At 62.6% G+C, this 24,320-nt stretch carries 23 protein-coding genes; 9 read left to right on the forward strand and 14 right to left on the reverse strand.

Annotated elements, in window-relative coordinates; translation table 11 throughout:
- Positions 1 to 23 precede the first annotated feature (23 nt).
- Positions 24 to 2,723, reverse strand: coding sequence for a DNA gyrase subunit A (gene gyrA / locus LOZ77_RS03875; RefSeq protein ID WP_370638065.1), 2,700 nt, complete (start codon positions 2,721 to 2,723; stop codon positions 24 to 26).
- A 438-nt stretch (positions 2,724 to 3,161) separates the two neighbouring features.
- Between gyrA and LOZ77_RS03880 the strand changes: the two genes are divergently transcribed.
- Entirely contained in the window at positions 3,162 to 4,517 is a 1,356-nt protein-coding gene (locus LOZ77_RS03880) for a hypothetical protein (protein WP_230280880.1), read from the forward strand.
- A gap of 73 nt (positions 4,518 to 4,590) precedes the next feature.
- On the opposite strand, the gene LOZ77_RS03885 is transcribed toward LOZ77_RS03880, so the two are convergent.
- The 3 genes from LOZ77_RS03885 to tyrS form a co-directional block, all read right to left on the reverse strand.
- Positions 4,591 to 5,322: an NYN domain-containing protein gene (locus LOZ77_RS03885; protein ID WP_230280881.1), complete on the reverse strand. Its 732-nt coding sequence runs from the start codon at positions 5,320 to 5,322 to the stop codon at positions 4,591 to 4,593.
- 60 nt (positions 5,323 to 5,382) lie between these two features.
- The gene (locus tag LOZ77_RS03890) at positions 5,383 to 5,724 is read right to left on the reverse strand and encodes a PilZ domain-containing protein (RefSeq protein WP_230280882.1); all 342 of its coding nucleotides are present in this window, start codon (positions 5,722 to 5,724) and stop codon (positions 5,383 to 5,385) included.
- 90 nt (positions 5,725 to 5,814) lie between these two features.
- Positions 5,815 to 7,050: a tyrosine--tRNA ligase gene (gene tyrS, locus LOZ77_RS03895; protein ID WP_230280883.1), complete on the reverse strand. Its 1,236-nt coding sequence runs from the start codon at positions 7,048 to 7,050 to the stop codon at positions 5,815 to 5,817.
- A gap of 124 nt (positions 7,051 to 7,174) precedes the next feature.
- Here tyrS and LOZ77_RS03900 point away from each other — a divergent pair, with 124 nt between their 5' ends.
- Positions 7,175 to 7,711, forward strand: a complete 537-nt coding sequence (locus tag LOZ77_RS03900; protein ID WP_230280884.1) for a DOMON-like domain-containing protein — start codon at positions 7,175 to 7,177, stop codon at positions 7,709 to 7,711.
- A 14-nt stretch (positions 7,712 to 7,725) separates the two neighbouring features.
- A complete protein-coding gene (locus tag LOZ77_RS03905) occupies positions 7,726 to 8,928 on the forward strand; it encodes an exo-beta-N-acetylmuramidase NamZ domain-containing protein (protein ID WP_230281765.1) in 1,203 nt (400 codons plus the stop codon).
- Here the strand turns inward: LOZ77_RS03905 and ygiD are convergent.
- A complete protein-coding gene (gene ygiD, locus LOZ77_RS03910; RefSeq protein ID WP_230280885.1) occupies positions 8,922 to 9,713 on the reverse strand; it encodes a 4,5-DOPA dioxygenase extradiol in 792 nt (263 codons plus the stop codon). The two genes, LOZ77_RS03905 and ygiD, sit on opposite strands and share 7 nt — an antisense overlap.
- A 76-nt stretch (positions 9,714 to 9,789) precedes the next feature.
- A complete protein-coding gene (locus LOZ77_RS03915; RefSeq protein WP_230280886.1) occupies positions 9,790 to 10,971 on the reverse strand; it encodes a VWA domain-containing protein in 1,182 nt (393 codons plus the stop codon).
- A 181-nt stretch (positions 10,972 to 11,152) separates the two neighbouring features.
- Between LOZ77_RS03915 and LOZ77_RS03920 the strand changes: the two genes are divergently transcribed.
- Complete coding sequence (locus LOZ77_RS03920) at positions 11,153 to 11,740, forward strand: hypothetical protein (RefSeq protein WP_230280887.1); 588 nt, start codon at positions 11,153 to 11,155, stop codon at positions 11,738 to 11,740.
- A gap of 23 nt (positions 11,741 to 11,763) precedes the next feature.
- Here the strand turns inward: LOZ77_RS03920 and LOZ77_RS03925 are convergent, their stop codons facing one another.
- From LOZ77_RS03925 to LOZ77_RS03940, 4 genes are all read right to left on the reverse strand, one after another.
- Entirely contained in the window at positions 11,764 to 12,609 is an 846-nt protein-coding gene (locus tag LOZ77_RS03925; protein WP_230280888.1) for a MoxR family ATPase, read from the reverse strand.
- 83 nt (positions 12,610 to 12,692) lie between these two features.
- Positions 12,693 to 13,394, reverse strand: coding sequence for a hypothetical protein (locus tag LOZ77_RS03930; protein ID WP_230280889.1), 702 nt, complete (start codon positions 13,392 to 13,394; stop codon positions 12,693 to 12,695).
- Positions 13,391 to 15,412, reverse strand: a complete 2,022-nt coding sequence (parE, locus tag LOZ77_RS03935; protein ID WP_230280890.1) for a DNA topoisomerase IV subunit B — start codon at positions 15,410 to 15,412, stop codon at positions 13,391 to 13,393. The genes LOZ77_RS03930 and parE overlap by 4 nt, the downstream gene beginning before the upstream one ends.
- A gap of 320 nt (positions 15,413 to 15,732) precedes the next feature.
- Positions 15,733 to 16,968, reverse strand: a complete 1,236-nt coding sequence (locus LOZ77_RS03940) for a penicillin-binding protein activator (protein WP_230280891.1) — start codon at positions 16,966 to 16,968, stop codon at positions 15,733 to 15,735.
- Positions 16,969 to 17,008: 40 nt separating this feature from the next.
- On the opposite strand from LOZ77_RS03940, the gene rsmI reads away from it, so the two are divergent.
- From rsmI to LOZ77_RS03960, 4 genes are read left to right on the forward strand one after another with little or no spacing between them, the layout of a single operon-like run.
- Positions 17,009 to 17,848, forward strand: a complete 840-nt coding sequence (gene rsmI / locus LOZ77_RS03945; protein ID WP_230280892.1) for a 16S rRNA (cytidine(1402)-2'-O)-methyltransferase — start codon at positions 17,009 to 17,011, stop codon at positions 17,846 to 17,848.
- Complete coding sequence (locus LOZ77_RS03950) at positions 17,845 to 18,210, forward strand: YraN family protein (RefSeq protein WP_230280893.1); 366 nt, start codon at positions 17,845 to 17,847, stop codon at positions 18,208 to 18,210. The genes rsmI and LOZ77_RS03950 overlap by 4 nt, the downstream gene beginning before the upstream one ends.
- A gap of 23 nt (positions 18,211 to 18,233) precedes the next feature.
- Positions 18,234 to 19,205 carry a glutathione synthase gene (gene gshB / locus LOZ77_RS03955; protein WP_255671179.1) on the forward strand — a complete coding sequence of 324 codons (972 nt, stop codon included), beginning with the start codon at positions 18,234 to 18,236 and terminating at the stop codon, positions 19,203 to 19,205.
- A gap of 38 nt (positions 19,206 to 19,243) precedes the next feature.
- Positions 19,244 to 19,879, forward strand: coding sequence for a DedA family protein (locus LOZ77_RS03960; protein WP_230280894.1), 636 nt, complete (start codon positions 19,244 to 19,246; stop codon positions 19,877 to 19,879).
- Here LOZ77_RS03960 and LOZ77_RS03965 read toward each other — a convergent pair.
- Genes LOZ77_RS03965 through hemW form a run of 3 tightly spaced genes read right to left on the reverse strand, consistent with a single transcriptional unit; the run spans position 19,868 to position 22,902 of the window.
- Positions 19,868 to 20,824 (reverse strand): hypothetical protein, encoded by a 957-nt coding sequence (locus tag LOZ77_RS03965; protein ID WP_230280895.1) that lies wholly within the window; start codon positions 20,822 to 20,824, stop codon positions 19,868 to 19,870. The genes LOZ77_RS03960 and LOZ77_RS03965 overlap by 12 nt on opposite strands.
- 6 nt (positions 20,825 to 20,830) lie before the next feature.
- A complete protein-coding gene (locus LOZ77_RS03970; protein WP_230280896.1) occupies positions 20,831 to 21,751 on the reverse strand; it encodes a tyrosine recombinase XerC in 921 nt (306 codons plus the stop codon).
- On the reverse strand, positions 21,748 to 22,902 hold the full coding sequence (hemW, locus tag LOZ77_RS03975) for a radical SAM family heme chaperone HemW (RefSeq protein ID WP_230280897.1): 1,155 nt from the start codon (positions 22,900 to 22,902) through the stop codon (positions 21,748 to 21,750). The genes LOZ77_RS03970 and hemW overlap by 4 nt, the downstream gene beginning before the upstream one ends.
- A gap of 72 nt (positions 22,903 to 22,974) precedes the next feature.
- Here hemW and LOZ77_RS03980 point away from each other — a divergent pair, with 72 nt between their 5' ends.
- Entirely contained in the window at positions 22,975 to 23,541 is a 567-nt protein-coding gene (locus LOZ77_RS03980) for a CAP family protein (RefSeq protein WP_230280898.1), read from the forward strand.
- Here the strand turns inward: LOZ77_RS03980 and LOZ77_RS03985 are convergent.
- Positions 23,538 to 24,272, reverse strand: coding sequence for an NRDE family protein (locus LOZ77_RS03985; protein WP_230280899.1), 735 nt, complete (start codon positions 24,270 to 24,272; stop codon positions 23,538 to 23,540). The genes LOZ77_RS03980 and LOZ77_RS03985 overlap by 4 nt on opposite strands.
- Positions 24,273 to 24,320: the final 48 nt, after the last annotated feature.

The raw sequence follows: 24,320 nt of genomic DNA on the forward strand, positions 1-24,320 counted from the left end.
CAGCCTGCCGCCCGGCGCTATTCCTATTCCTCTCCCGGTTGCTCGTCGTCGCGGTCCTGCGTCGGATCGGGCTGCGTTTCTTCTGCGTTCCGGCCGACCATTTCCTCGACGATGGCTTCCTCGGCCTCGGTCTCGGGTGCTTCTTCCTCGTCGATGCGCGCGACCGAAACGACATGCTCGTTCTTGCCCACATCGAACAGGCGCACACCCGCCGTATTGCGGCCCAATACACGCAGCGAGGCGAGATTGATGCGGATCAGCTTGGCCTTGTCGGTCACCAGCATCAGCTGGTCCGAGACATTGGCGGCAAAGCTGTTCACCACGGGGCCGTTGCGGGCGATATTGTCGATATTGACGATGCCCTGACCGCCGCGACCCGTCTTGCGATATTCATAGGCGGAGCTGATCTTGCCGTAACCGTTGGCACAGACGGTCAGCACGAATTCCTCCGCATCGGCCATCGCCTGTTGATCTTCGGTCCGTTCGGCCGCGTCGTCCTTCCACGGCGCGACCTTCAGATAGGCGTCGCGCTGTTCGGAATCGGCCGTCAGCTCTTTCAGGATCGACAGCGAAACAACCTCGTCCCCGTCCTTCAAGGTCATGCCGCGCACGCCGGTCGAAGTGCGCGACTGGAATTCGCGCACATCCTCTGCGGCAAAGCGGATCGCCTTGCCGTTGCGGCTTGCCAGCAGCACGTCATGCGAGGAATCGAGCAATGCCACGCCGATCAGCCGGTCGCCCGAAGCCTCGTCGAAGCGCATGGCGAATTTGCCGTTCGACGGGATGTTGGTGAACGCGTCCATGGAATTGCGCCGCACGCTGCCCAGCGCGGTTGCGAACACCACGTGGAGTGCGCCCCAGCTGTCCTCGTCCTCCGGCAGTGGCAGCACGGTGGCGATCGTTTCGCCCGGATCGAGTGCGGGCAGTAGGTTGACAATGGGCCGCCCGCGCGTGGCCGGACCGCCCTCGGGCAGTTTCCAGACCTTGAGGCGATAGACCTTGCCGCTGGTCGAGAAGAACAGCACCGGATTATGCGTGCTGGTCACGAAGAGCGAGGATACGGCATCCTCATCCTTGGTGCTCATCCCAGAACGGCCCTTGCCGCCGCGATGCTGCGCACGGAAGGTGGAGAGCGGAGTGCGCTTGATATAGCCGTCCATGGTGACGGTTACGACCATATCGTCGCGCTCGATCAGATCCTCGTCGTCGACGCCGTCCCATGCGGGCGCGATCTCGCACTTGCGCGGAGTGGCGAATTTCTCGCGCACTTCCAGCAATTCGTCGCGCATCACGCCGTACAATTTCACCCGGTCGGCGAGGATCGAGAGATATTCCTTGATATCGACTGAGAGCTTTTCGAGCTCCTCGCCAATCTCGTCCCGGCCCATTGCGGTCAGGCGGTGGAGGCGCAGGTCGAGGATGGCGCGCACCTGCCGCTCGGACAGGCGATAGGCCGCGGCATCGCCCGCGTCCTCGTGGTCCTCGATCGCTTCGACAAGGCGGATATAGGGCGCGATCTCGCCCATTTCCCACTCGCGCGCCAGCAGCGTTTCGCGCGCCAGTTGCGGCGTGGCGGATCCGCGGATGATGCGCACCACCTCGTCAAGGTTCGACACCGCGATGACGAGGCCAAGCAAAATATGCGCCCGTTCGCGCGCCTTGTTCAGTTCGTACTTGGTGCGCCGCGTGATGACATCTTCGCGGAAATGGATGAAGCTTTGCAGAATGTCGCGCAGGTTCAGCGTTTCGGGCCGTCCGCCGCGGATCGCCAGCATATTGGCGGGAAAGCTCGACTGCGCGGGCGTGTAACGCCAGATCTGGTTCAGCACGACCTCGGGCGAGGCATCGCGCTTGAGGTCCACGACCACGCGCATGCCGGCACGGTTGGATTCGTCGCGAATATCGGCAATGCCCTCGATCCGCTTGTCCTTGGCGGCTTCGGCGATCTTCTCGACCAGACCCGCCTTGCCGACCTGAAACGGGATCGACGTCAGAACGATCGACTGGCGATCGCCGCGCCGTGTCTCGATCTCGTGCCGGCAGCGTTGCAGGATCGATCCGCGTCCCTCGCGATAGGCTGCGCGCGCGCCTGCCTGACCAAGGATCAGCGGCGCGGTCGGGAAATCCGGACCGGGGATGATTTCGAACAATTCGTCGATCGAAATCGCCGGATTGTCCATCATCGCAAGACAGCCGTCGATCACCTCGCCCAGATTATGCGGCGGGATATTGGTCGCCATGCCGACCGCGATGCCGCCCGCGCCATTGACCAGAAGGTTCGGGAAGCGTGCGGGCAGGACAGAAGGTTCCTGTTCGGAACCGTCGTAGTTATCGACGAAATCGACCGTATCCTTGTCGAGATCGTTCAGCAGCGGTTCCGCAGCCTTGGCCAGACGGCTTTCGGTATAGCGCATGGCTGCCGGCGGATCGGGGTCCATCGAACCGAAGTTCCCCTGACCGTCGATCAGCGGCAGGCGCATCGACCAGTCCTGCGTCATGCGGGCCAGCGCGTCATAAATCGCACTGTCGCCATGCGGGTGGTACGAACCCATCACCTCACCGACGATCTTCGCGGATTTGCGGAAGGGGCGGTTCGAATGGTAGCCGCCGACCTGCGCGGCATAGAGAATGCGGCGGTGAACCGGCTTCAGCCCGTCGCGCACATCGGGCAGCGCGCGGGCCACGATCACGCTCATCGCGTAATCGAGATAGCTGGTCTTCATCTCGTCGACGATGTCGATCGGTTCGATGTCGGGGCCAGGCTGCGAGGGAAGCTCGGTAATATCGTTCACTGGGGGTCTGCTCTATAGCGTCTTCTGACTGTCTTATCGGTCTGGCAGACTAGGCGAGGGCGCCCGCCAAGGCCAGCGAAGCAAGGCGTAACCGGGCGTTCGGCGCAGCGTTTTCCACAGTCGCCCGCCCAGTCTGGCGCGCTTTGGTCCGGCACAGGGCACCAGAGCGTCCGTGGTGCGTTCCCATTCAATCCGCGTTCAGTCGCTTTCGCGTATGAAGGGTGCGTGATTTAAGAAATATAAGGCGCGAACCGGTTGCCATGCGGGACATTCCCCGCCATCTGGTTCGCGCTTTTTTATGAGAGATACGGCCCGTCCGCGCTTCCCTCGGCGCGTGGGCCACAGCCTGAAAGCCTAAAGGAGTTTTTGATGAAGCGTTCCGTTTCGCACGTGGCCATGGCCCTGGCGCTTACGCTGGGCACTGCTGGCGCCATCGGCGTTGCTGCCCCTGCCTATGCGCAAAAGCAGCCCAAGATGGAGATTTCCAAGGAATTTCAGCCCCATGCAGTCGCCATTCAGGAATCGGTGAACGGTTCGGCCGAAAATCCGCAGGTCGCTGCCAGCCAGCAGCAGGCCATGGATGCGCTGAACAAGGTGCTGGGCGCACGTGACGATGCTTCGCGCGCGGCCGCACAGGCCGAACTGGATGCGGCGCGTGCCAATGTCGACCAACAGATGGGCGGCGTTCTTGCAAAGTTAAATGCCGGTCGCCCGACGTTGTCGACGGCGGATGACAAGCTGTTCTTCGGTCAGATGGAGCAGAACGTCGGCCAGAAAATGGCCGATTTCGCCATGCAGCAAAGCGGCATCCAGCTGATGATCGACAGCGGCAAGCTGCCGCCCGAAGAACTGCCGAAATATCATTATTTCGCCGGTCTTTCGGCGTTCAACTCGCAAAACTATGCCGATGCGCGCACGTCGCTGCAAAAGGCAGTCGACGGCGGCTATGTCGACGGCGGGGCAGAAAAGATGCTGGTCGATTCCTATTTGCGCGACAATATGACCGCAGAGGGGCTGACCAAGCTGAAATCGATGATCACTGCCAAGATGGCCGCCGGTCAGCCGGTGCCCGAAGGCTGGGCATTCGATGGTCTGGCCGCGTCGGTGAACCAGAACCAGCGCGATCAGGCGTTCGACTGGGCGTTGCTGACGCTGCAGACCGACAGCCGTGCGCAGGCGCGCGGGCAGGCCTATAATATTTTCGAGGCCTATACCCCGAACTATAGCGACGAGGAGCAGCTCGATGTGCTGCGTCTTATGTCGCGTGACAATGGCATCACCGAAAGCCGTCAGGCGCTGACCTATCTGGAACTGATGCAGCCACTGCGTCGTCCGGGCGAGGCGAAGACCTTTACCGACAAGGGCACGCAGCTTCCCGCCGGCCATTCCATGGTGACCGAAGCCAAGCGCGTGGGCGCGGAGCGTTACGATTCGACGCTGCGCGAACTGAACGCCGACGCATCGGGTGCGACCGGCAATGGCGCGGTGGCAATCGCTGACACCTATCTGGGTTACGGCAAGGCTGCCGAGGCCGAAGCGGCCTATCGCAAGGGTCTGGAAACCGGCGCTGCCGACAAGGCAAAGGCACAGATGGGCCTGGGTATCGCGCTGGCCGATCAGGGCAAATATGCCGAAGCCAAGCAGGCTTTCGGTCAGGTCACGACGGGCAATCGTGCATCGCTGGCAAAGGCGTGGATCGCCTATGTCGACAACAAGGCGGGCTGATCTGCCGATTATCGACACGGAAAGGGCGGCCTTTGCGGGCCGCCCTTTTTCGTTGGTTCGGTGCTGAATTGTTTCAGCGCAGGCGTTTGACGACCAGATGGCCGTCCTTTTCCTTTACCTCGAAATGTTCGAGCGAGCGCAGCAAATCGCTCAGTCTTTTATAGCCATAATTGCGCACGTCGAAACTGGACCGGTTGCCCGCGATCTGGCCGACTTCGCTCAACCGCGCATAGCCTTCGCCATCGCGCCGGGCATTGCGCCATGACTTGCCCAGCAGATCGATCATCTCGTCATCCACTTTCGGCTTGCTGTCGGACTTGGGCTCGGTGGTCGGGGTTTCGGTTTCCTCGACTTCCTCGTCGCCTGCGATCAGCGCGTCGATATCGATGAAACGCGTGCAGGCATTCTGGAACGCCTCGGGCGCCTTGGCGCTGCCGAATCCATAGACTGTCAGCCCGTCCTGCCGCAGCCGGGTGACCAGCGGGGTGAAATCGCTGTCACTGCTCATAATGCCGAAACCGTCGACCTTGCCTTGATACAGCAGATCGATCGCATCGATGGTCATCGCCATGTCCGTGGCGTTCTTGCCCTTGGTCAGGTCGAACTGCTGCTGGGGGCGAATGCCATAGCGATTGGTAAGTCCGGCCCATTTCGTCAGCGCGGGCTTGGCCCAATTGCCATAGGCGCGGCGGATGTTGACCTGTCCCAGCTTGGCCAAGGCGGTCAGGACGGGATCGATACCGCGCGGCGTGGTGTTATCCGCGTCGATCAGCAGGGCGATGTTCTTAAGCGATTCTTCGGTCATGAACCGCGATGTGTGGCTGCGGCGTGCCGATTGCAAGCGGGCCTTCGCCTGTAACCGGAATCAGCCGCGACGGCGACGACCGCGTGCGCGCGGCTGCATTTCGTCGACCAGCTGGCGGAACAGATCGGGACGGACGATTCGTTCGAACTGGAAACCGGCGCGGCCATCGGCCACCCAGATGACATGCGCCTCAATCCGGCCGATGACAGGCAGACGGATCAGCACGCGCTCGCCCCGACCCAGCGGGCTTTCGCCCGCAATCATAAATCCGTTGGCCGAAAGATTGACGATCTGGAGATGCACGTCGCCCAGCCGGCGATGCTCTGCCAGAACCGGAAAGTCGACCGGGTGCCGCGCTGCGCGCCGAAGATCGGTTACCGATAGTTGCGCCCCGCCAAGCACTGCTCATCTCCTTCAAGGTCCGGAAGACCGAGCCTAAGCGGAAATGGCGAATAAAACGTTAAATATGTTGTGTTTGGAGTCGGGTGCGGCTCAGGCTTTCCGGGTCAGCAGTCCGTGCCGCTTTTTCCCCAGCGACAGCTTGATCGTCTGTCCGCCCGCAGGCTGCACGATCATCTGCGGATCGCCGACGGCGGCATCGTCCAGCCTGACCGCGCCTTCGGCCACCTTGCGTTTTGCCTCGCCATTCGACTTGGTGAAACCGATGGCGGTCAGCGCGGCGACTAGCGGCATGCCTTCGGCAGGGATGGCAAGTTCGGGCAGATCGTCGCCCACGCCGCCCTTGGCGAACACATCTTCTGCCGTTTTTCGCGCACTGGCGGCGGCATCCGCGCCGCGGCACAGGCTCGTCACCTCGTCCGCAAGGAGGATCTTGGCATCGTTAATGGCACTGCCTTCCAGCGATTCCAGCTGCGCGATTTCGTCCAGCGGGACATCGGTGAACAGGCGCAGGAAACGCCCGACGTCACGGTCGTCGCAATTGCGCCAATATTGCCAGAAATCATAGGCGGGCAGCATGTCTTCGTTCAGCCAGACCGCGCCCGCGACCGTCTTGCCCATCTTGGTGCCATCGGCCGTGGTCAGCAGCGGAGTGGTGACGCCGAACACCTCGGTCCCGTCCATCCGGCGGGCCAGTTCGACGCCATTGACGATATTGCCCCACTGGTCGCTGCCGCCCATTTGCAGGCGACACCCCATCCGCTGCGACAATTCGCGGAAGTCATAGGCCTGCAGGATCATATAGTTGAATTCGAGGAAGCTGAGCGATTGCTCGCGGTCGAGCCGCATCTTCACCGAATCGAAGCTGAGCATCCGGTTGACCGAGAAATGGCGGCCCACCTCGCGCAGGAAAGGGATATATTCGAGCTTGTCGAGCCAGTCGGCATTATCGACCATGACGGCATCGGTGGGACCGTCGCCAAAGGTGATGAATCGTTCGAACACGGTACGGATCGAGGCGACATTGGCCGCGATCTTTTCCTCGCTCAACAGGCTGCGTGCTTCATCCTTGAAGCTGGGGTCGCCGATCTTGCCGGTGCCGCCACCCATCAGCACGATCGGCTTGTGCCCGGCCTGTTGCAGGCGGCGCAGCAGCATGATCTGGACCATGCCGCCGACATGCAGTGACGGGGCGGTGGGGTCGAAACCGATATATCCGGATATGATCCCGCGACTTGCCAGCGCGTCGAGCGCGGCGGCATCGGTCATCTGGTGGATATAGCCCCGCTCGTCCAGCAGGCGCAGCAGATCGGAAGTGTACTGGCTCATAATGGCGGCGCGGTTAGCACGGGTGGGGCCATGCGCAAAGGCGTCACGGCGAAAAGGCGCAGTTTTCACACAGGCTGCATCGGGGGAGATTGCGCCGCCGCGAAGGCTTGGGCAGGAAGGGGCGATGTCCCGCCTGATCTGCCATCCCGAAACCCCGCCTCTCGCTGTCGAGAGGGTGGAGGCGCAACTGATCCGCCTGCCTGCCGCAGGGGCGAGTACGGGGGCCTTGCTGGCGCGTTACCGCATCACCGGTATCGGCAGGCTGGTGATGCCCGCATTTACGGGGCGCGGGCGCGAGGACGGGCTGTGGAAGCATAGCTGCGCCGAATTGTTCCTTGCCCCCGAAACGCCCGGCTATCGCGAATATAATTTTGCCCCCACCGGTCGCTGGGCCGCCTATGATTTCCGCGACTATCGCAAGCCTGCGGGGGAATACGAGCCGTTGGAAATCCCCGAAATCTCGGTCCGGACCGGCGACACCATGGCCGTATTGGATGCAAGGCTTAACCCGCGCGAGATTACCGGCTTCGTCCGCGCCAACCTGTCGATGGTGATCGAGGAAGAGGGCGGTCATCTGTCATACTGGGCACTGGCCCATCCGGGCGACCGGCCCGATTTCCATCATCCCGATTCCTTTCTGCACCAGATCGAGCCTGCCTGATGTCCTATCCTTCCGTGAAATTCGGTATCGACCGACTGCTGGCCGATCCGGCCCTGCGCGCGCCGCTGCGGGGCAAGCGCGTCGCGCTGGTCGCGCATCCGGCGTCGGTGACGGCGGAGCTGACGCACTCGCTCGACGCATTGATGGCCTGCGACGATATCGAGATCACGGCCGCGTTCGGCCCGCAACACGGGCTGAAGGGCGACAAGCAGGACAATATGGTCGAGACGGCGGACGAGACCGATCCGGCCTACGGCATTCCGGTTTTCAGCCTTTACGGCGAAGTCCGCCGGCCGAGCGGTCAGATGATGTCGACGGCGGATGTGTTCCTGTTCGATCTTCAGGATCTGGGCTGCCGGATCTACACCTTTGTCACCACGCTGCTCTACATGCTGGAGGCCGCGGCCGAGGCAGGGAAAGAGGTATGGGTGCTCGACCGGCCCAATCCGGCGGGGCGTCCGGTGGAGGGAACACTGCTGCTGCCCGGGCAGGAAAGTTTCGTCGGGGCAGGGCCAATGGTGATGCGCCACGGGCTGACACTGGGGGAAATGGGGCACTGGTTTGTGCGCCACTTCGGTCTGGATGTGGCCTATCGCGTGATCGAAATGGACGGCTGGCAGCCCGATGCCGCAGCCGGTTTCGGCTGGCCCGAAGATCGTATCTGGATCAACCCCAGCCCCAATGCCGCCAATCTCAACATGGCACGCGCCTATGCCGGCACGGTGATGATCGAGGGGGCGACGGTTTCCGAAGGACGCGGCACGACGCGCCCGCTGGAAGTGTTGTTCGGCGCGCCCGATCTGGATGCCAGGGCCGTGCTGGCCGAAATGCAAAGCTTTGCGCCCGAATGGCTGGCAGGGTGCGCGCTACGCGAATGCTGGTTCGAGCCGACCTTTCACAAGCATGCCGGAACGCTGTGTTCGGGGCTGATGGTCCATGCAGAAGAGCCGTTCTATGACCATGCCGCTTTCCGCCCTTGGCGTTTGCAGGCACTGGCGTTCAAGGCGATCCGTAGGCTCTATCCGGATTACGACCTGTGGCGCGATTTTCCCTATGAGTATGAATTCGACCGGCTGGCTATCGATGTGATCAATGGCGGTCCGGCCTTGCGCGAATGGGTCGACGATCCGGCGTCCACACCCGCCGGTCTGGAAGCCGTCGCGGGCGCGGACGAAGCCCGCTGGCGCAGGGAAATCGCACCTTTCCTGCTTTATTGAAGCGTCGCGAACGAGGCGGGGTCGCCGAAGCCGACCGACGTCATCGAAAGCGCGCCGTCGATCGTGTCGTTAAAGAGCGACACGGCATCGCCCGCAAGCCGCGCCCCTGCGGCATAGAGTAGCGGCAGATAATGTTCGCCGCTGTTGATCGCCTTGGCGGCGGGCTGGTCGTCGGGAGCGAAACCGCTGATCGCATCGTCGTCGCCCGCGATCAGCGCCCGGTTGATGCGCGACTGGAAGTCGATCGCCCAGTCGGGCCGTGTGCCGGCGCTTTGCCGCCATAGCGCCAGATTATGGACGATATTTCCGCTCGCCGCGATCAGAATGCCTTCGTCGCGCAGGCTGCCCAGCTTGCGGCCGATTTCCAGATGGCGCGGCGGGGGTGCTGTCATATCCACGCTCATTGCGACGACCGGGATATCGGCATCGGGGAACATCGGCAGCAGCGTGCCCCACACGCCATGGTCGAAGCCATAGGCATCGTCGAGTTCGGCATTGCCGATCATCTCCGCAACGCGTGCCGCCAATGACGGATCGCCCGGCGCGGCGTAGCGCATATCGTACAAGGCTTGGGGAAAGCCGCGAAAATCATGGATCGTCTGCGGCGAGGGCGAGCCGGTCAGCCGCGTACCGCCGCGCGTCTCCCAATGGGCGGTGATGCTGACGATCGCCTTGGGACGGGGCAGGGCACGGCCCAAAGCCTCTAGCCCCGCGCGTTCGGGATTGTCGGTGATCATGGTTATGGGCGATCCATGCCCAAGGAACAGGGAATGCTGTCTGGTCATGCCGCCCATGTGGCAAGAGCAGACCATGTCGCCAAGAAGGCACAGGAATGTGCCTGGGCCTAAGGGAGTCTCCGGCTCATCCCTGCTTGCGGCTCAATTGTCGCATGGCATCCTCGATCCCGCCCAGCGTCAGCGGATACATGCGATCGTTCAGCAATTGGCGGATCATGCGGTTGGACTGGCTGTACCCCCACGCGCGCTCGGCTTCGGGGTTCAGCCAGACGGTGGCGGGATAGGTATTGGCCACGCGCTGCAACCAGACCGAGCCCGCTTCCTCGTTCATATATTCGACCGACCCGCCGGGGTGAGAGATTTCATAGGGGCTCATCGCCGCGTCGCCCACGAAGATCACTTTGTAATCATGGCCATATTTGTGAAGAATGTCCCAGGTCTGGGTGCGATCCTGCCAGCGGCGCGCATTATCCTTCCACACGAAATCGTATAGGCAATTGTGGAAGTAGAAGAACTCCATGTTCTTGAACTCCCCCGTGGCGGCAGAGAACAGTTCCTCGACCAGCTTGACATGCGGGTCCATCGAACCGCCGACATCCAGAAACAGCAGCAGTTTCACCGCATTATGGCGTTCGGGCCGCATGCGAATGTCCAACCAGCCCTGTCGCGCCGTTCCTGCGATCGTGGCGTCAAGGTCCAGTTCTTCGGCGGCGCCTTCGCGCGCGAAACGGCGCAGGCGGCGCAGCGCGACCTTGATATTGCGCGTGCCCAGTTCACGCGTGTTGTCGAGATTGGCGAAATCGCGCTTTTCCCAGACTTTCAACGCTCGTTTGTGCCGCGATTGCCCGCCGATCCGCACGCCTGCGGGGTTGTAACCCGAATGGCCAAAGGGGCTGGTCCCGCCCGTGCCGATCCATTTGTTGCCGCCCTGATGGCGCTCTTCCTGCTCTTCCAGACGCTTTTTCAGCGTCTCCATGATCTCGTCCCAGTCGCCCAGTTCCTCGATCCTGGCCATTTCCTCGGGGCTCAGGAACTTTTCGGCCACGGCGCGCAGCCATTCTTCGGGAATATCGGCACGCGTTTCGCCGATATCGGATAATATGCCGTTGAAAACCTTTTGGAAAACCTGATCGAACCGGTCGAGCAGCCCTTCGTCTTTCACATAGACCGAGCGGGAGAGGTAATAGAAATCTTCCGGACGGCGTTCGATCACGTCGCGGTCCAGCGCTTCCAGCAACAGCAGATGCTCTTTCAGGCTGGCCGGAATCCCCGCGCTGCGCAATTCGTCGAGGAAATTGAGGAGCATGCAATGATGGCCTTGTGCAGCGGAACGGTCAGACCGCCCACCATAGGCACGGATACGCCGGATGGGAAATTGTGGGCGGCGATACCGCCACGGCATCGGGATAAAGCCTGATTGTGGGGCTGCCGAAAAGGCGCAGTGTGTACGCCACATGCGCGACAACGCGCGCTGGGAGCGTGCATCGATGAAAAAACTTCTTCTCGCCGGGTTCTTCCTGCTGGTTCCGTTGGTCGTTCTGGCCGTGCTGGTCGAAAAGGCGTTCGAGTTCTCGTTGAAACTGACCCGTCCGCTGGGGCGCTTCGTGCAGATCGACACCTTGGGCGAGATGGCGGTGGCCAATATCATCGCGGTTCTGGCCATCCTGCTGGTGTGCCTGCTGGCAGGGCTGGTGGCGCATATGACGCGCTTTTCGCACAGGCTGGACCGTCTGGACCGCGTCGTGGTGGCGGCCGTGCCCGCCTATGCCGTCGCCAAGGTCGCGCTGGGCGCAGCGGCCAGGGGCGCGCAGGGCGAGGGCAATATGACGCCGGTGCTGGTGCGGTTCGACGATTATTCGCAGATCGCGTTCGAGATCGAGCGGAACGAGGATTACGCTATGCTCTTCCTGCCGGGCTCGCCCACGGTGTTCGCGGGCGCATCGGTCAGGGTGGAAATAGAACGCGTAACCCCCATAGACCTGTCGTTCGGCGAGGCAGTCGGTATCCTGCAATTGCTGGGCAAGGGGAGCCTTGGCGTGCCGCGTATTGCGGCGCCTGAACTATACCCCGCCTGAACTATCTTCCGCCCGCAGCGGAACTACCGCTCGCGCCGCGCCATGAAGGCCAGCCGTTCGAACAGCATCACGTCCTGCTCGTTCTTCAGCAAGGCGCCGTGCAGCGGCGGGATCGCCTTGGTCGCGTCTTTCTGTTGTAGCACGTCGAGCGGCATATCCTCGACCAGCAGCAGTTTCAGCCAGTCGAGCAATTCGCTGGTGCTCGGCTTTTTCTTGAGGCCGGGCACATCGCGGATTTCGTAAAACATCTCTAGCGCCTTGGCCACCAGACGCTGCTGGATGCCGGGGAAGTGAACCTCGACAATCTCGGCCATCGTCCCGGGGTCGGGGAATTTGATGTAATGAAAGAAACAGCGGCGCAGGAAGGCGTCGGGCAGGTCTTTTTCGTTGTTCGAGGTGATAACCACGATCGGCCGTTCCCTCGCCTCGATCCGCTCGCCCGTTTCGTAAACGTCGAATGTCATGCGGTCGAGTTCCTGAAGCAGGTCGTTCGGAAACTCGATATCGGCCTTGTCGATCTCGTCGATCAGCAGAACGGGCAGTTCGGGCGAAGTGAACGCTTCCCACAACTTGCCCTTGCGGATGTAATTGGCGATGTCGTGCACACGCTCGTCGCCCAATTGCCCGTCGCGCAGGCGGGCGACCGCATCATATTCATACAGCCCCTGCTGCGCCTTGGTCGTGGATTTGACGCCCCATTCGATCAGCGGCGCGCCGATGGCCTTTGAAATCTCGTGCGCCAGAACGGTCTTGCCGGTGCCGGGTTCGCCCTTGACCAGCAGGGGACGGCGCAGCGTAACGGCCGCGTTGACAGCCACCTTCAGATCGTCGGTCGCCACATAGTTTTCGGTGCCGGTAAAGCGCTGCATCCCAAATCCTGTCGATTGTCTGTTTGTCGTCACGCTAGATATTGCATCGCAGCATGGCAAGCGCGTGGCGGCGATATGCGCGTTCAGTATCCGAACAGACGCGGATAGCGCCGGACAAAGCGCCGTAGCCAGAAATCGGTCCGGTCGCGCCGCGCGCGATGCATATAGCGCCAGCCGGCCAGCGCGATCACTGCCGATCCCAGCGTGTCGACGATCAGGTCCCACATCGTATCGGTCAACCCCGAAGGATCGCCCAGCATCGGCTTCTGCATGTTCATGCCTAGCAACTGGTCGGCACCGAACTCAACGATTTCCCACAACGCGCCGATACCGACGCCGAAAAAGAACGCGAATAAGGCGACGAAGCTGGGTTTCATGGTCACGTCGACCAGCTCGTTCTCGTTCACCAGATAGACGAACAGAAAGCCCAGCATGCCCAGCAGCACGCCCGAACTGGTGTGCAGGGCAAGGTCCCACCACCAGAAGCGTTCGTAATAATCGCGCACCTCGCCAAGGAACAGCGTGGCGAAGATGAAGAGGACGGTGAAGATCTGGATCTCGACCGGAATGAAAACCGGCAGCTTGCCCGGAAACAGCGCCGGAACGCCGATGAGTACCATCAGCATCAGGACAAGGAAAAGGCCCATGAATTGCCGGTCGACCGCCAGCGCGATCAGTTCGCCCGCCATCATGAATTCCATCACGGCCACGATGATCAGATGCAGCCGCCGGACCAGCGGATCGGGCCGATTCTCGGCAGTACCCGGACGGGCCGGTCCGGTCACGCGTCGATCATGTCGCGGTCAAGCTCGCCCGCGCGGTTCTGGATGAAGTTGAAGCGGTGTTCGGGGTTGCGGCCCATCAACTCGTCCACCAGACGCGACACGCCTGCGCGCTGTTCGTATTCGTTGGGCAGGGTGATGCGGATCAGGCCCCGGCTTTCGGGGCTCATCGTCGTTTCGCGCAATTGCTGCGGGTTCATTTCGCCCAAGCCTTTGAAGCGACCGACCTCGACCTTCTTGCCCTTGAAGACTGTTTCCTCCAGCTCCTTGCGATGCGCGTCGTCGCGGGCATAGCGGCTCTCTTTTCCCGCAGTCAGGCGATAGAGCGGCGGCTGGGCAAGGAACAGATGGCCGCGCCGGACGACTTCGGGCATTTCCTGAAAGAAGAACGTCATCAACAATGTCGCGATATGCGCGCCGTCGACATCGGCATCGGTCATGATGATGATGCGGTCGTAACGCAGATCGTCGGGATTGCAGTCCTTGCGGATGCCGCAGCCCATGGCCAGCGTCAGATCGGCGATTTCCTGATTGGCGCGGATCTTGTCGGCGCTGGCGCTGGCGACGTTCAGGATCTTGCCGCGGATTGGCAGGATCGCTTGCGTCTTGCGGTCGCGCGCCTGTTTCGCGCTGCCGCCCGCACTGTCGCCCTCGACGATGAACAATTCGGTTTCGGCATCGCTTTCGCCGCTGCAATCGGTCAGCTTGCCGGGCAGGCGCAGCTTTTTCGCATTGGTCGCGGTCTTGCGTTTGATCTCGCGCTCCTGCTTGCGGCGCAGACGTTCGTCCATCCGCTCCATCACCGCGCCCAGCAGCGCCTTGCCCCGTTCCATATTGTCGGCAAGGAAATGGTCGAAATGGTCGCGGATCGCGTTTTCCACCAGCCGTGCGGCTTCGGGCGAAGTCAGGCGGTCCTTGGTCTGCGACTGGAATTGCGGATCGCGGATAAAGACTGACAGCATCACCTCGCTACCCGTGACCACGTCGTCGGGGGTGATGTCCTTGGCCTTTTTCTGGCCGACCAGCTCGGCAAAGCCGCGCAGCCCCTTGGTCAGCGCGGCGCGCAGGCCCTGTTCATGTGTGCCGCCGTCGGGAGTGGGGATGGTGTTGCAATACCAGCTGTAGGAACCGTCGGACCACAGCGGCCACGCGATGGCCCATTCCACGCGGCCCTGCTGTTCCCCTGCCTCGTTCGCGGGAAAGTCCTGCGAGCCGGAGAAGAAGTCGGTGGTGACGCATTCGCGGGTGCCGACCTGTTCCTTCAGATGGTCGGCCAGACCGCCGGGGAACTGGAAGACCGCCTCGGCCGGCACATCCTCTCCCGCCAGTTCGGGGTCGCATTTCCAGCGGATTTCGACGCCTGCGAACAGATAGGCCTTGGACCGCGTCAGGCGGAACAGGCGCGCGGGTTTGAATTTCTGCGCGCCGAAAATCTCGGGGTCGGGGGTAAAGCTGACCGTGGTGCCGCGCCGGTTGGGCGCCGCGCCCACTTGCTGGATGGGACCAAGCGGATGCCCCTTGGCAAATTCCTGCGCATAGAGCTTTTTATCGCGCGCGACTTCCACGCGGGTCAGGGTCGACAGCGCGTTCACCACCGACACGCCCACGCCGTGCAGGCCCCCGCTGGTGGCATAGGCCTTGCCCGAGAACTTGCCGCCCGAATGCAGCGTCGTCAGGATCACCTCAAGCGCCGATTTGCCCGGATATTTGGGGTGTTCGTCGATCGGCATGCCGCGACCATTGTCGGAAATGGTGATGCGGCCTGCCGTGCCGTCCTCGCCCTTTTCCAGCGTCACCTCGATCCGGTTGGCATGGCCCGCGACAGCCTCGTCCATGGAGTTGTCGAGCACTTCGGCGGCGAGATGGTGCAGCGCGCGCTCGTCAGTGCCGCCGATATACATGCCGGGGCGGCGGCGTACCGGCTCCAGCCCTTCCAGCACCTCGATCGAAGAGCTGTCATAACTTTGCGCGGCGGCGGCAGCCTTGGCGTCGAACAGGTCGTCGGAATTATCTTGTGGCATGGCGCTAAGACTATGCCCGCCATGGGGCCGCGATCAAGCGGATGCGGGAAGTTATGAGCAATCCTGAGTGCGATTAATCGCAAAACCCGATTTGTGTATCAGCTTTTTCGCATTTTCCCGAACAACGCGCATGTGGCATAGCCCAATCAATCAGCAGGACGCTGCATAGGCGGTCTGCGGGTTTGTCCCTTCGGCTTCCCGTCCCCCGACCCGACTCCCCCTCGGGTGGAAGCCGTTATCGGGGGCGTCGCCTCGCTCTTCACCCACCCTCGAACGCTTGGCGGCGCCCCTAGGGGCTTCGCCGCCAGGTCGAGAAGGGATCAATCGAAGCTGGTCGGTGCGGGCGAAACCACTTTCATGCCGTTCACCGTCACCTCGCGCACTTCGAACGCGCGCTGCACCACCCCGTCGTTAAAGCGGAAGGCACCGTCGAGGCCGAGGAAACCGCCACGATCGTTCAGTTCCGATACGGGAAATGCCGTGCCCGGTTGCCAATCGCGCGCGATACGGATCGTCAGCAGCACGGCATCATAGCCAAGCGCGGAGACGCGATAGGGTGCCGAACCGAAACGGCTTTTATAGCTGTCCGAAAGGCGCTGGAACCGCGCATCCGATACGGCGGAAAACCATGCGCCGCGCAGGGCGGGGGTCTGTGCGATCTGCGCATCGCCGCTCCACAATTCGGTGCCGAGAATCCTTGCCATCTTGTCGGCATCGCGGATCAGCGGGCCGGCGCGCACGGCGATCCGCGCGCCATCGGCAATCAGGATCGCCTGATAATCGCCGTTTTCCTGCAAGCGGCGGACGGCCGAGGTCAGCGAATTATTTTCGCGGTTATAGGTTTCGATGGCGGCGATCTGTGTGCCGGTGCGGCGCGCGGTCGCCAGCATCGCATCGGATGCGCGCTTGCCATATTCGCCGCTGGGCACCAGCGCGCCGAACCGGCTGATGCCGTTCTGCTGGGCGAAGATCATTGTCCGTTCGATCGACTGCGCCGGGATCTGGCCCATCACGTAAACGCCGTCGCCTGCGACCTCGCTATCGTTGGAAAAGCTGATGATCGGCACGCGCGCGGGCTTTGCCACGCCCTTTACCGCATCGACATTATCGCCCAGCAGCGGGCCGAGGATCAGCCGGTTTCCATCCGCGATCGCGCGCCGCGCCGCGCCCGCCGGATCGCGGGCCGTGTCATAGCTGGTGATGCGGATATTCGCCGTATTGGTATCGAGCAGCGCCATATTGGCGGCATTGGCCATGCTTTGCCCCACGGCCGCATTCTCGCCCGACATCGGCGCCAAAAGGGCGATGCGGTGGCGCGCCTCGTCCACATCGGGCAATTGGCCAGCGACCGGCCCTTCGACCGGCGCGGGGCCGGTGGTGGGCACATTGCCGCCATCGGGGATGATGCCCTTACAACCGGCGAGCACCAGCGCGCCAAAGCCCATGACCCCCAGCCGTAGGGCGCGGCGGCGGTTGGCGTTCTTGCCGGAACCGTCCGTGCCCGAAACATTTTTGCCCGAAACAGGCGCGGCAATGGGTGCGACCCGCGTGTTCATGCTTGCATCTCCCAGAGTATGGCGTGCATCAGCGCGGGCCATGGACCAACGCGATGAATCCCTTGAACCGGGCCTCTATATAGTTGCCACGCCTATTGGCAATCTTGGTGACATCACTCTGCGCGCCATTGCGACATTGCGCGGCGCGGAGGCGGTGGCTTGCGAGGATACGCGGGTAACGGGGCGGCTGATGCAGCATCTGGGCCTGAAAAAGCGGCTGATCCGCTATGACGACCATGCCGACGAACAGGCACGAGACGGCCTGCTGGCATTGGCGGCAGAGGCGGCGGTGGCGCTGGTGTCGGATGCGGGCACGCCGCTGATTTCCGATCCGGGCTACCGGCTGGTCCATGCGGCGCGCGCGCAAGGGCTGAATGTTATTGCCATACCGGGGCCGAGCGCGGTGGTCGCGGGGCTGTCGATATCTGGCTTGCCGACCGACCGCTTCCTGTTCGCCGGTTTTCTGCCGCAAAAGGCTAAGGCGCGTGCCGATGTGCTGGCCGAACTGGGCGGGGTGCGCACGTCGCTGGTATTCTATGAAACCGCGCCGCGCCTCGTTTCCGCGTTGCAGGCGATCGGCGATGCCTTGCCGGGCCGAATTGTTGCGGTAGGCCGCGAACTGACCAAGCTGCATGAGGAATGCCGGACCGGCACGACAGATGATCTGGTCGCCCATTATACCGCCCATCCGCCAAGGGGAGAAATCGTGCTGATGATCGGCCCTCCGGTCGAAGCGGATGCCGGGGATCTGGATATCGACGCCTTGCTGGTAGAGGCGCTGATGACCGACAAGCCCAGTCAGGCGGCGGCAAAGCTGGCCAGGGCGCATGGGCTGGACCGCAAGCAGCTGTATTCCCGCGCGATGGAACTGAAAGCGTGAAACCCGAAGCCATCCGCCGCATCCGTGCCGAGAAACAGGGGCGACGCGGCGAGGAGGAGGCCGCATTGTTCCTGCACGCGGGCGGTTGGGACATATTGGCGCGGCGCGTGCGCAATGCGGCGGGAGAGGTCGATCTGGTGGCCCGAAAAGGGCGCGTCGTGGCCTTTATAGAGGTCAAATGGCGCCAACATGTCGCCGGACTGGACAATGCCATCGACGCGCGCCGTCTTGCCCGTGTATGCGCGGCGGCCGAAGCGGAGGCCCACCGCTTTGTGCAAGAGGGCGATGACATGCGGATTGACGTGCTGCTGCTTGCACCCGGCCATGCGCCACGCCATCTGGAGAATGCGGGCCTGTTCTGACGCCTGCCGAAAAAGGAACCGACGTGCCACAGCCCCTGCGTATCGCCGTCCAGATGGACCCGATGGAATCGATCAATATCGCTGGCGATTCCAGCTTTGCCCTGATGCTTTCGGCGCAGGAACGCGGTTACCGGCTGTTCCATTACGACGTCCGCAGCCTGAGCTGGAAATCGGACGGGCAGGGCGGCGGACGGGTTACAGCATGGGCCGCGCCCGTTACCGTGCGCCGCGTGAAGGGCGACCATTTCGACATGGGCGAGCATCGCAGCATCGACCTTGGCAGCGATGTCGATGTGGTGCTGATGCGGCAGGACCCGCCATTCGACATCGGCTATCTGACCGGTACATGGCTGCTGGAACGGTTGAAGGGTGAAACGCTGGTCGTGAACGACCCCGTATCGGTCCGCAACGCGCCGGAAAAAGTCTATGTTCTGGACTTCGCCCGATTCATGCCGCCCACGCTGATCACCCGCCGGATCGAGGAAGTGCGCGACTTTATCGCCGAACATGGCGCGGTGGTGATCAAGCCGCTGCACGGCAATGGCGGCAAGGCGGTGTTCAAGGTGGATGCCGACGGCGGCAATCTCTCCGCGCTGGTCGAGATGTTCAACCAGACATGGCCCGAACCCTTTATGGTCCAGCCATTCCTTCCCGAAGTCAGCAAGGGCGACAAGCGCATCGTGCTGGTCGACGGGGTGGTCGCGGGCGCGATCAACCGCAAGCCGGGCGAGGGGGAGTTCCGGTCGAACCTTGCGCAGGGCGGCTATGCCGAAAGCGCGCTGCTGACCCCGCGCGAACAGGAAATCTGCGACGCGATGGGACCGCAACTGAAAGAGCTGGGCCTCGTCTTCGTCGGTATCGATGTGATCGGCGGCAAATGGCTGACCGAGATCAATGTCACCAGCCCGACGGGCATCGTCGCCATCGACAATTTCAACGGCACCGATACCAGCGGCATGATCTGGGACGCGATCGAGGCACGGCTGGGCCGCTAGGCGCGGAGCCAAAAGCGCGCTGACGCATTGAGCGGGTAATGACCGACTGGATCATCACCATGATCGAGAGGGGCGGCTATCTCGGCATCGCCTTTCTGATGGCGATCGAGAATATCTTCCCGCCCATTCCCAGCGAGGTAATCATGGGCGTGGGCGGCCTGTTGGTCGCGCGCGGGTCGATGTCGTTCCTGCCGCTGCTGGTATGGGGGACGGTGGGATCGGTCGCGGGCAATTATGTCTGGTACTGGATCGGCCACAAATACGGCTATCGGCGGCTGGAACCGTTCATCGAACGCCATGGCCGCTGGCTGACGCTGGACTGGCAACATATCGAGGATACGAGCCGCTTTTTCCGCAAGCACGGCCAATGGGTGGTGTTCTTCCTGCGCTTTTCGCCGCTGATGCGCACCATCGTCTCGCTACCGGCGGGGCTGGCGCATATGAATGTCTGGAAATTCCTGATCTTCACGGCGCTGGGTGCCGCGATCTGGAACACGCTGCTGATCGCGGGCGCGACCCTGCTGGCGGGCTTCGTCAAGGATTTCGAGGTGTGGGTCGGCATCGGCACATGGGTGCTGATCGGCGCGATGCTGGTGGGCTATGTCTTCCGGGTGGTGACGTGGAAACCTAGGGATCGGGAAGAGCAGTCAGGCACGGAGGGTTCAGAAACTTGAACCCCAGCTATAGCTGAACCGTAACAAACCGAAGGATGTCATGTAATAGCTGGCGATGGGATTGCCCTCGCTATCAAGGGCGGGAAGGAACTTCGTATCTTCCATCAAAACCTCGCAGACGAATTCGTCGAGCTTGTCATAGCTCATATCATCATAGGTGTGGCAGCCCGTCGGTAGCCCTGCTTCGTCCAAATCGACGCGAACCACCGCGATGAGATTGTCGGGGGCATGTTTGGATCGGAATTGCGGAGCGTCGATCATCTTGTCGAACATGTCGCGATAATCGACTGGCGCGGCGCGGCGGGTCAGATTTGCGTGCGCGGCAATATCAATTCCCCAGCTCTCGACGAGATTATCAGTGCACCTATCCATGACGCTCATCGGTGCGCGCAAACTGCCAGTCTTCACTACCAGCCTTTCGCCGCGAATTTCGACTTCTAGCCTTTCCATGGCGGCAGTCAGTTCCTCGCGTTCGCGATCGGTCCATATTGGACGGGCATTTTCATCATTCACATCGGGCAAGCGCGGACGAAGTGAAAGGCTGACGAATGCCGCCGGCACCGAGTCCCAATCCAGCGTATGATAGGATTCATATTCACGGAAGTCGGTCGAGGTGCCGACGCGTGCGCGAAATTTTGACCGACCGAATTTCTTTTCCGACGCCATTAGAAGATGGATTGCGTCGCCCGGTTGATACTGCACGAACTGAAGCCGGAACTCTCGCTCTCCCGATTTGAACAGGCGGGTCAGCAGACATCTGTTCTCGGCAAAGTCGACGAGCCAGTCGGTGCTGGGTTCAAAAATGACCTCTTCAGGCGGCTCCTTCGCCAAGACATTCGGGACAAAACCCGGCCATATGACCAGCGCAGCAGCAGCAAGAATGGTTCGCATGACCGGAACGATATGACCGAGGCATTGCCAAATCAATAAGCCCCGCGCAGTCATTCGGACCTAATCCTCGCGCTCCCTTGGGTGCGCGTCGCGATATACGTCGAGCAGGATCGCAGCATCGACCTTGGTGTAGATCTGGGTCGAGCCGAGACTGGCGTGGCCCAGCAATTCCTGAAGGCTGCGCAGATCGGTGCCCGCCGCCAGCAGATGCGTGGCAAAGCTGTGGCGCAGCGCATGCGGCGTCGCGCTGGGGGGCAGGCCCAGCGCAGTGCGCGCGCAGGCGGTGGCCTTTTGCACCATTCCTTGCGACAATCGCCCGCCTTTCGCGCCGCGAAACAGCGGATCGCGTGCGCCAGCAGGCCATGGCTGGCGGGCGAGATAATCCTCCACCGCCTGACGGACGAGAGGGAGGACAGGCACCACGCGCTGCTTGCGGCCCTTGCCGGTGACGGTAATCGCCTCGCCCATCGGCATGATCCCGCAATCGAGCGACAAGGCCTCATCAATCCGCAACCCCGCGCCATAGAGCAGCAAAAGGACGGCACGATCGCGCGCGCCGATCCAGTCCTCGTCCGCGAATTCGGCAGCGGTTTCGGCCAGATTGACCGCCTCGTCCGGCGTGACCGCGCGGGGCAGGCCCTTGGCCACGCGGGGCCCGCGCAGGCGGGGCGGGGCCAGATCCTCGTTCCCCGACTGCGCCAGTGCGAATTTGATCAGGGCCTTCAGCGCCGAAAGCTCGCGCGCGGCAGAGGCGTTGGACAGTCCGTCGCCGCGCCGCATCGCCAGATAGCGGCGCATATCGGCCGCCTTTGTGCCCGCGACCCGACGCCAGTCCACCTCGTCGCCCAGCCATTCCAGAAAGCGCCGCGCCGCATCGCCATAGGCACGCACCGTATGGGGCGAACGCCGCAAGCCGAAGGCGAGATGGTCGTGCCATTGCTCCAGCAAACCGGCGCGCGATTTCATGGCGGATACAGTCATGTCGCGGCCAGCAATTCGCCGGACACCAGCTCGCCCAGCAAGGCGTCGAGCAGAACCATGCCCGCCGGTTCGACGAACAATCGCGTGCCCTCGCGGCGGATCAGGCCCAAATCGCGGTAAAAGCGTGCCTTGGCATCGTCGATCAGCCCCTCGACGGGCAGGCCGAAGCGCTGCGCCATGGCGGCCAGATCGACGCCTTCTTCAAGGCGCAGGCCCATCATCAGCGCCTCTGCCGCCTGTTCGCGGGCGGGAAGGGGGCGGCTTTCCGACATTCCATGGCCGTTGCGCACGGTGGCCGACAGGAAATTCTCGGGCTTTTTGTGCCGCTGCGTTGCGATTGCGCGCCGCCTGCCATGTGCGCCGGGGCCGATGCCTGCATAATCGCCATAGCGCCAATAGGTCAGGTTATGGCGGCTTTCCTGTCCCGCGCGGGCATGATTGCTGACTTCATACGCGGGCAAACCCGCCTCTGCCGTCATCGCGCGGGTCAGGGTGAAGATGGCGGCGGCGGTATCGTCTTCGGGCAGGGCAAACCGGCCGAGGCGGTAATCGGTGGCGAAACGCGTCCCCGGTTCGATGGTCAGCTGATAAAGCGACAAATGCCCCGTTCCGAATGCAAGCGCGCGTGAAAGCTCGGCCTGCCATTCATCGGCGCTTTGATCGGGGCGGGCATAGATCAGGTCGAAACTGACGCGGTCGAACGCGCGCTGCGCCACCTCCAGTGCGGCGATCCCTTCGCGCGCGTCGTGCAAGCGGCCAAGGAAGCGCAGCGCATCGTCATTCAGGCTTTGCAGTCCCAGCGACACGCGGTTCACGCCCGCCCGTGCCAGATCGGCAAAAGCGGCAGCCTCGACCGAAGAGGGATTGGCCTCCAGCGTGATTTCCAGATCGGGGGCGGCCGGCCAGTGCCGCGAGGCGGCGGCGATCAGCGTCTCGACCAGAGCAGGCGGCATCAGCGATGGCGTGCCGCCGCCAAAGAAGATCGACGTCAGCGTATCGGGGCCGGTCGCCTCCCGCTCATGCGCCATATCGGCGAGCAGCGCCGCCTCCCACGCGGCCATATCGACGCCGTCGCGCACATGGCTGTTGAAGTCGCAATAGGGGCATTTCTTCAGACAGAAGGGCCAATGGATATAAAGCGCCAGCGCCATGGCCGCGTTTCAGCACCTGTTCAGCGGGCGAAGTCAAGCTTGGGGGCGAAACAAGTTCACATGGACGGACGGATGAAACGCTGGGTTGCGACGGGATTGGCGGTTTTGGGCATGGCAGGAGGCGCGATCGCGGGGCCTGCGGTGGCGCAGCAGCAATGGGGATATTCCAGCAAATATCCGCGCGTCGATAGCGTGCCCGCGACAAGCTTTGCCCAGCGCCTGCTGGACACCCATAATGCAGAGCGCGAGCGCGTCGGCGTTCCCGCCCTGCAATGGGACGCAAAGCTGGCTGGCGAGGCGCAGGTCTGGGCCCGCGAAATGGCCCGCAGGCAAAAGATGACCCATGCCGATCCCGCCGCCAGACGCGGCGCGGGAGAGAACCTGTGGATGGGGACCAAGGGCTATTACACCGCCGAGGAAATGATCGACACCTTCGTCGAGGAAAAGCGTTTTTTCCGGCGCGGCACGTTCCCCGATGTCTCGACCACCGGACAATGGCGCGACGTGGGCCATTACACGCAGCTGATCTGGCGCGGCACCGAAAAGGTCGGTTGCGCGGTCGCAGCTGGCGGAGGGCAGGACTGGCTGGTGTGCCGGTACTGGCCGGCAGGCAATACGATGGGGCGACCCGTTCTTTAGACGGCTGGCCAGCGGAAGTAGACTGTGCGAGCAGCGACCGGCTGCGCCGCGGCATCGAAACTGCGTTCGGTCATCGTGCCGGTGCCATCGCGCGCAATTGTCACCAGCGTGCTGCACCGTGTGCCATATTCGGGATTGTTGATGAATACCGGCGCGTAATCCGGTTCGGGCGCATGCAAGGGCGCGGGATCGTCGGGGCGTGGCGTTTCCGTCCGCAGCGCCGTAAATAGCGGCCCGGTATCGGCCACATCGCCATGCAGCCAAGCGGCCAGCGCATCGCATAGCTGGCGCGTTTTCGGCCATGGCGTATCGAACGCGCCATTCGATATGCCATGCACCCCCGCGCCAAGACCGTGTTCCCGCACCTCGGGATGGTTGGTGATGATGCGCGCCTTGCCCGCTTGCGCGTGAAAAACATTGAGCGGGTTCATGGCCCCGATGCCTGCCGGTTCGCGGCCCCGCAGCAGATCGGTGACCACCGATCCGCGCGAAGGGCGCCCTTCGGTCACACGGCCGAGATCGCGGAAATTGGTCAGCAGGGCGAAATGGCCGCTCTCGGAAACGCCCAGCCATGTGCCGCCACCGCGCAGGTCGCGTCCGGCGATAATGCGCGGATCGCCGGGCCAGCGGTCGAGTGCCGCTGTCGGGCGGGCGTGGAATTCATCGCGATTGGCGATGGCAACCAGCACAAGTTCGGGATGGCAATCCCATGCCACGGCTGCAACGCACATGATCCCGACCCCGCTTGTCCCGTTATGACAGCGGGCGGCCTAGCCGAT

The organism is Croceicoccus sp. Ery15, assembly GCF_020985305.1.
GTDB lineage: Bacteria > Pseudomonadota > Alphaproteobacteria > Sphingomonadales > Sphingomonadaceae > Croceicoccus.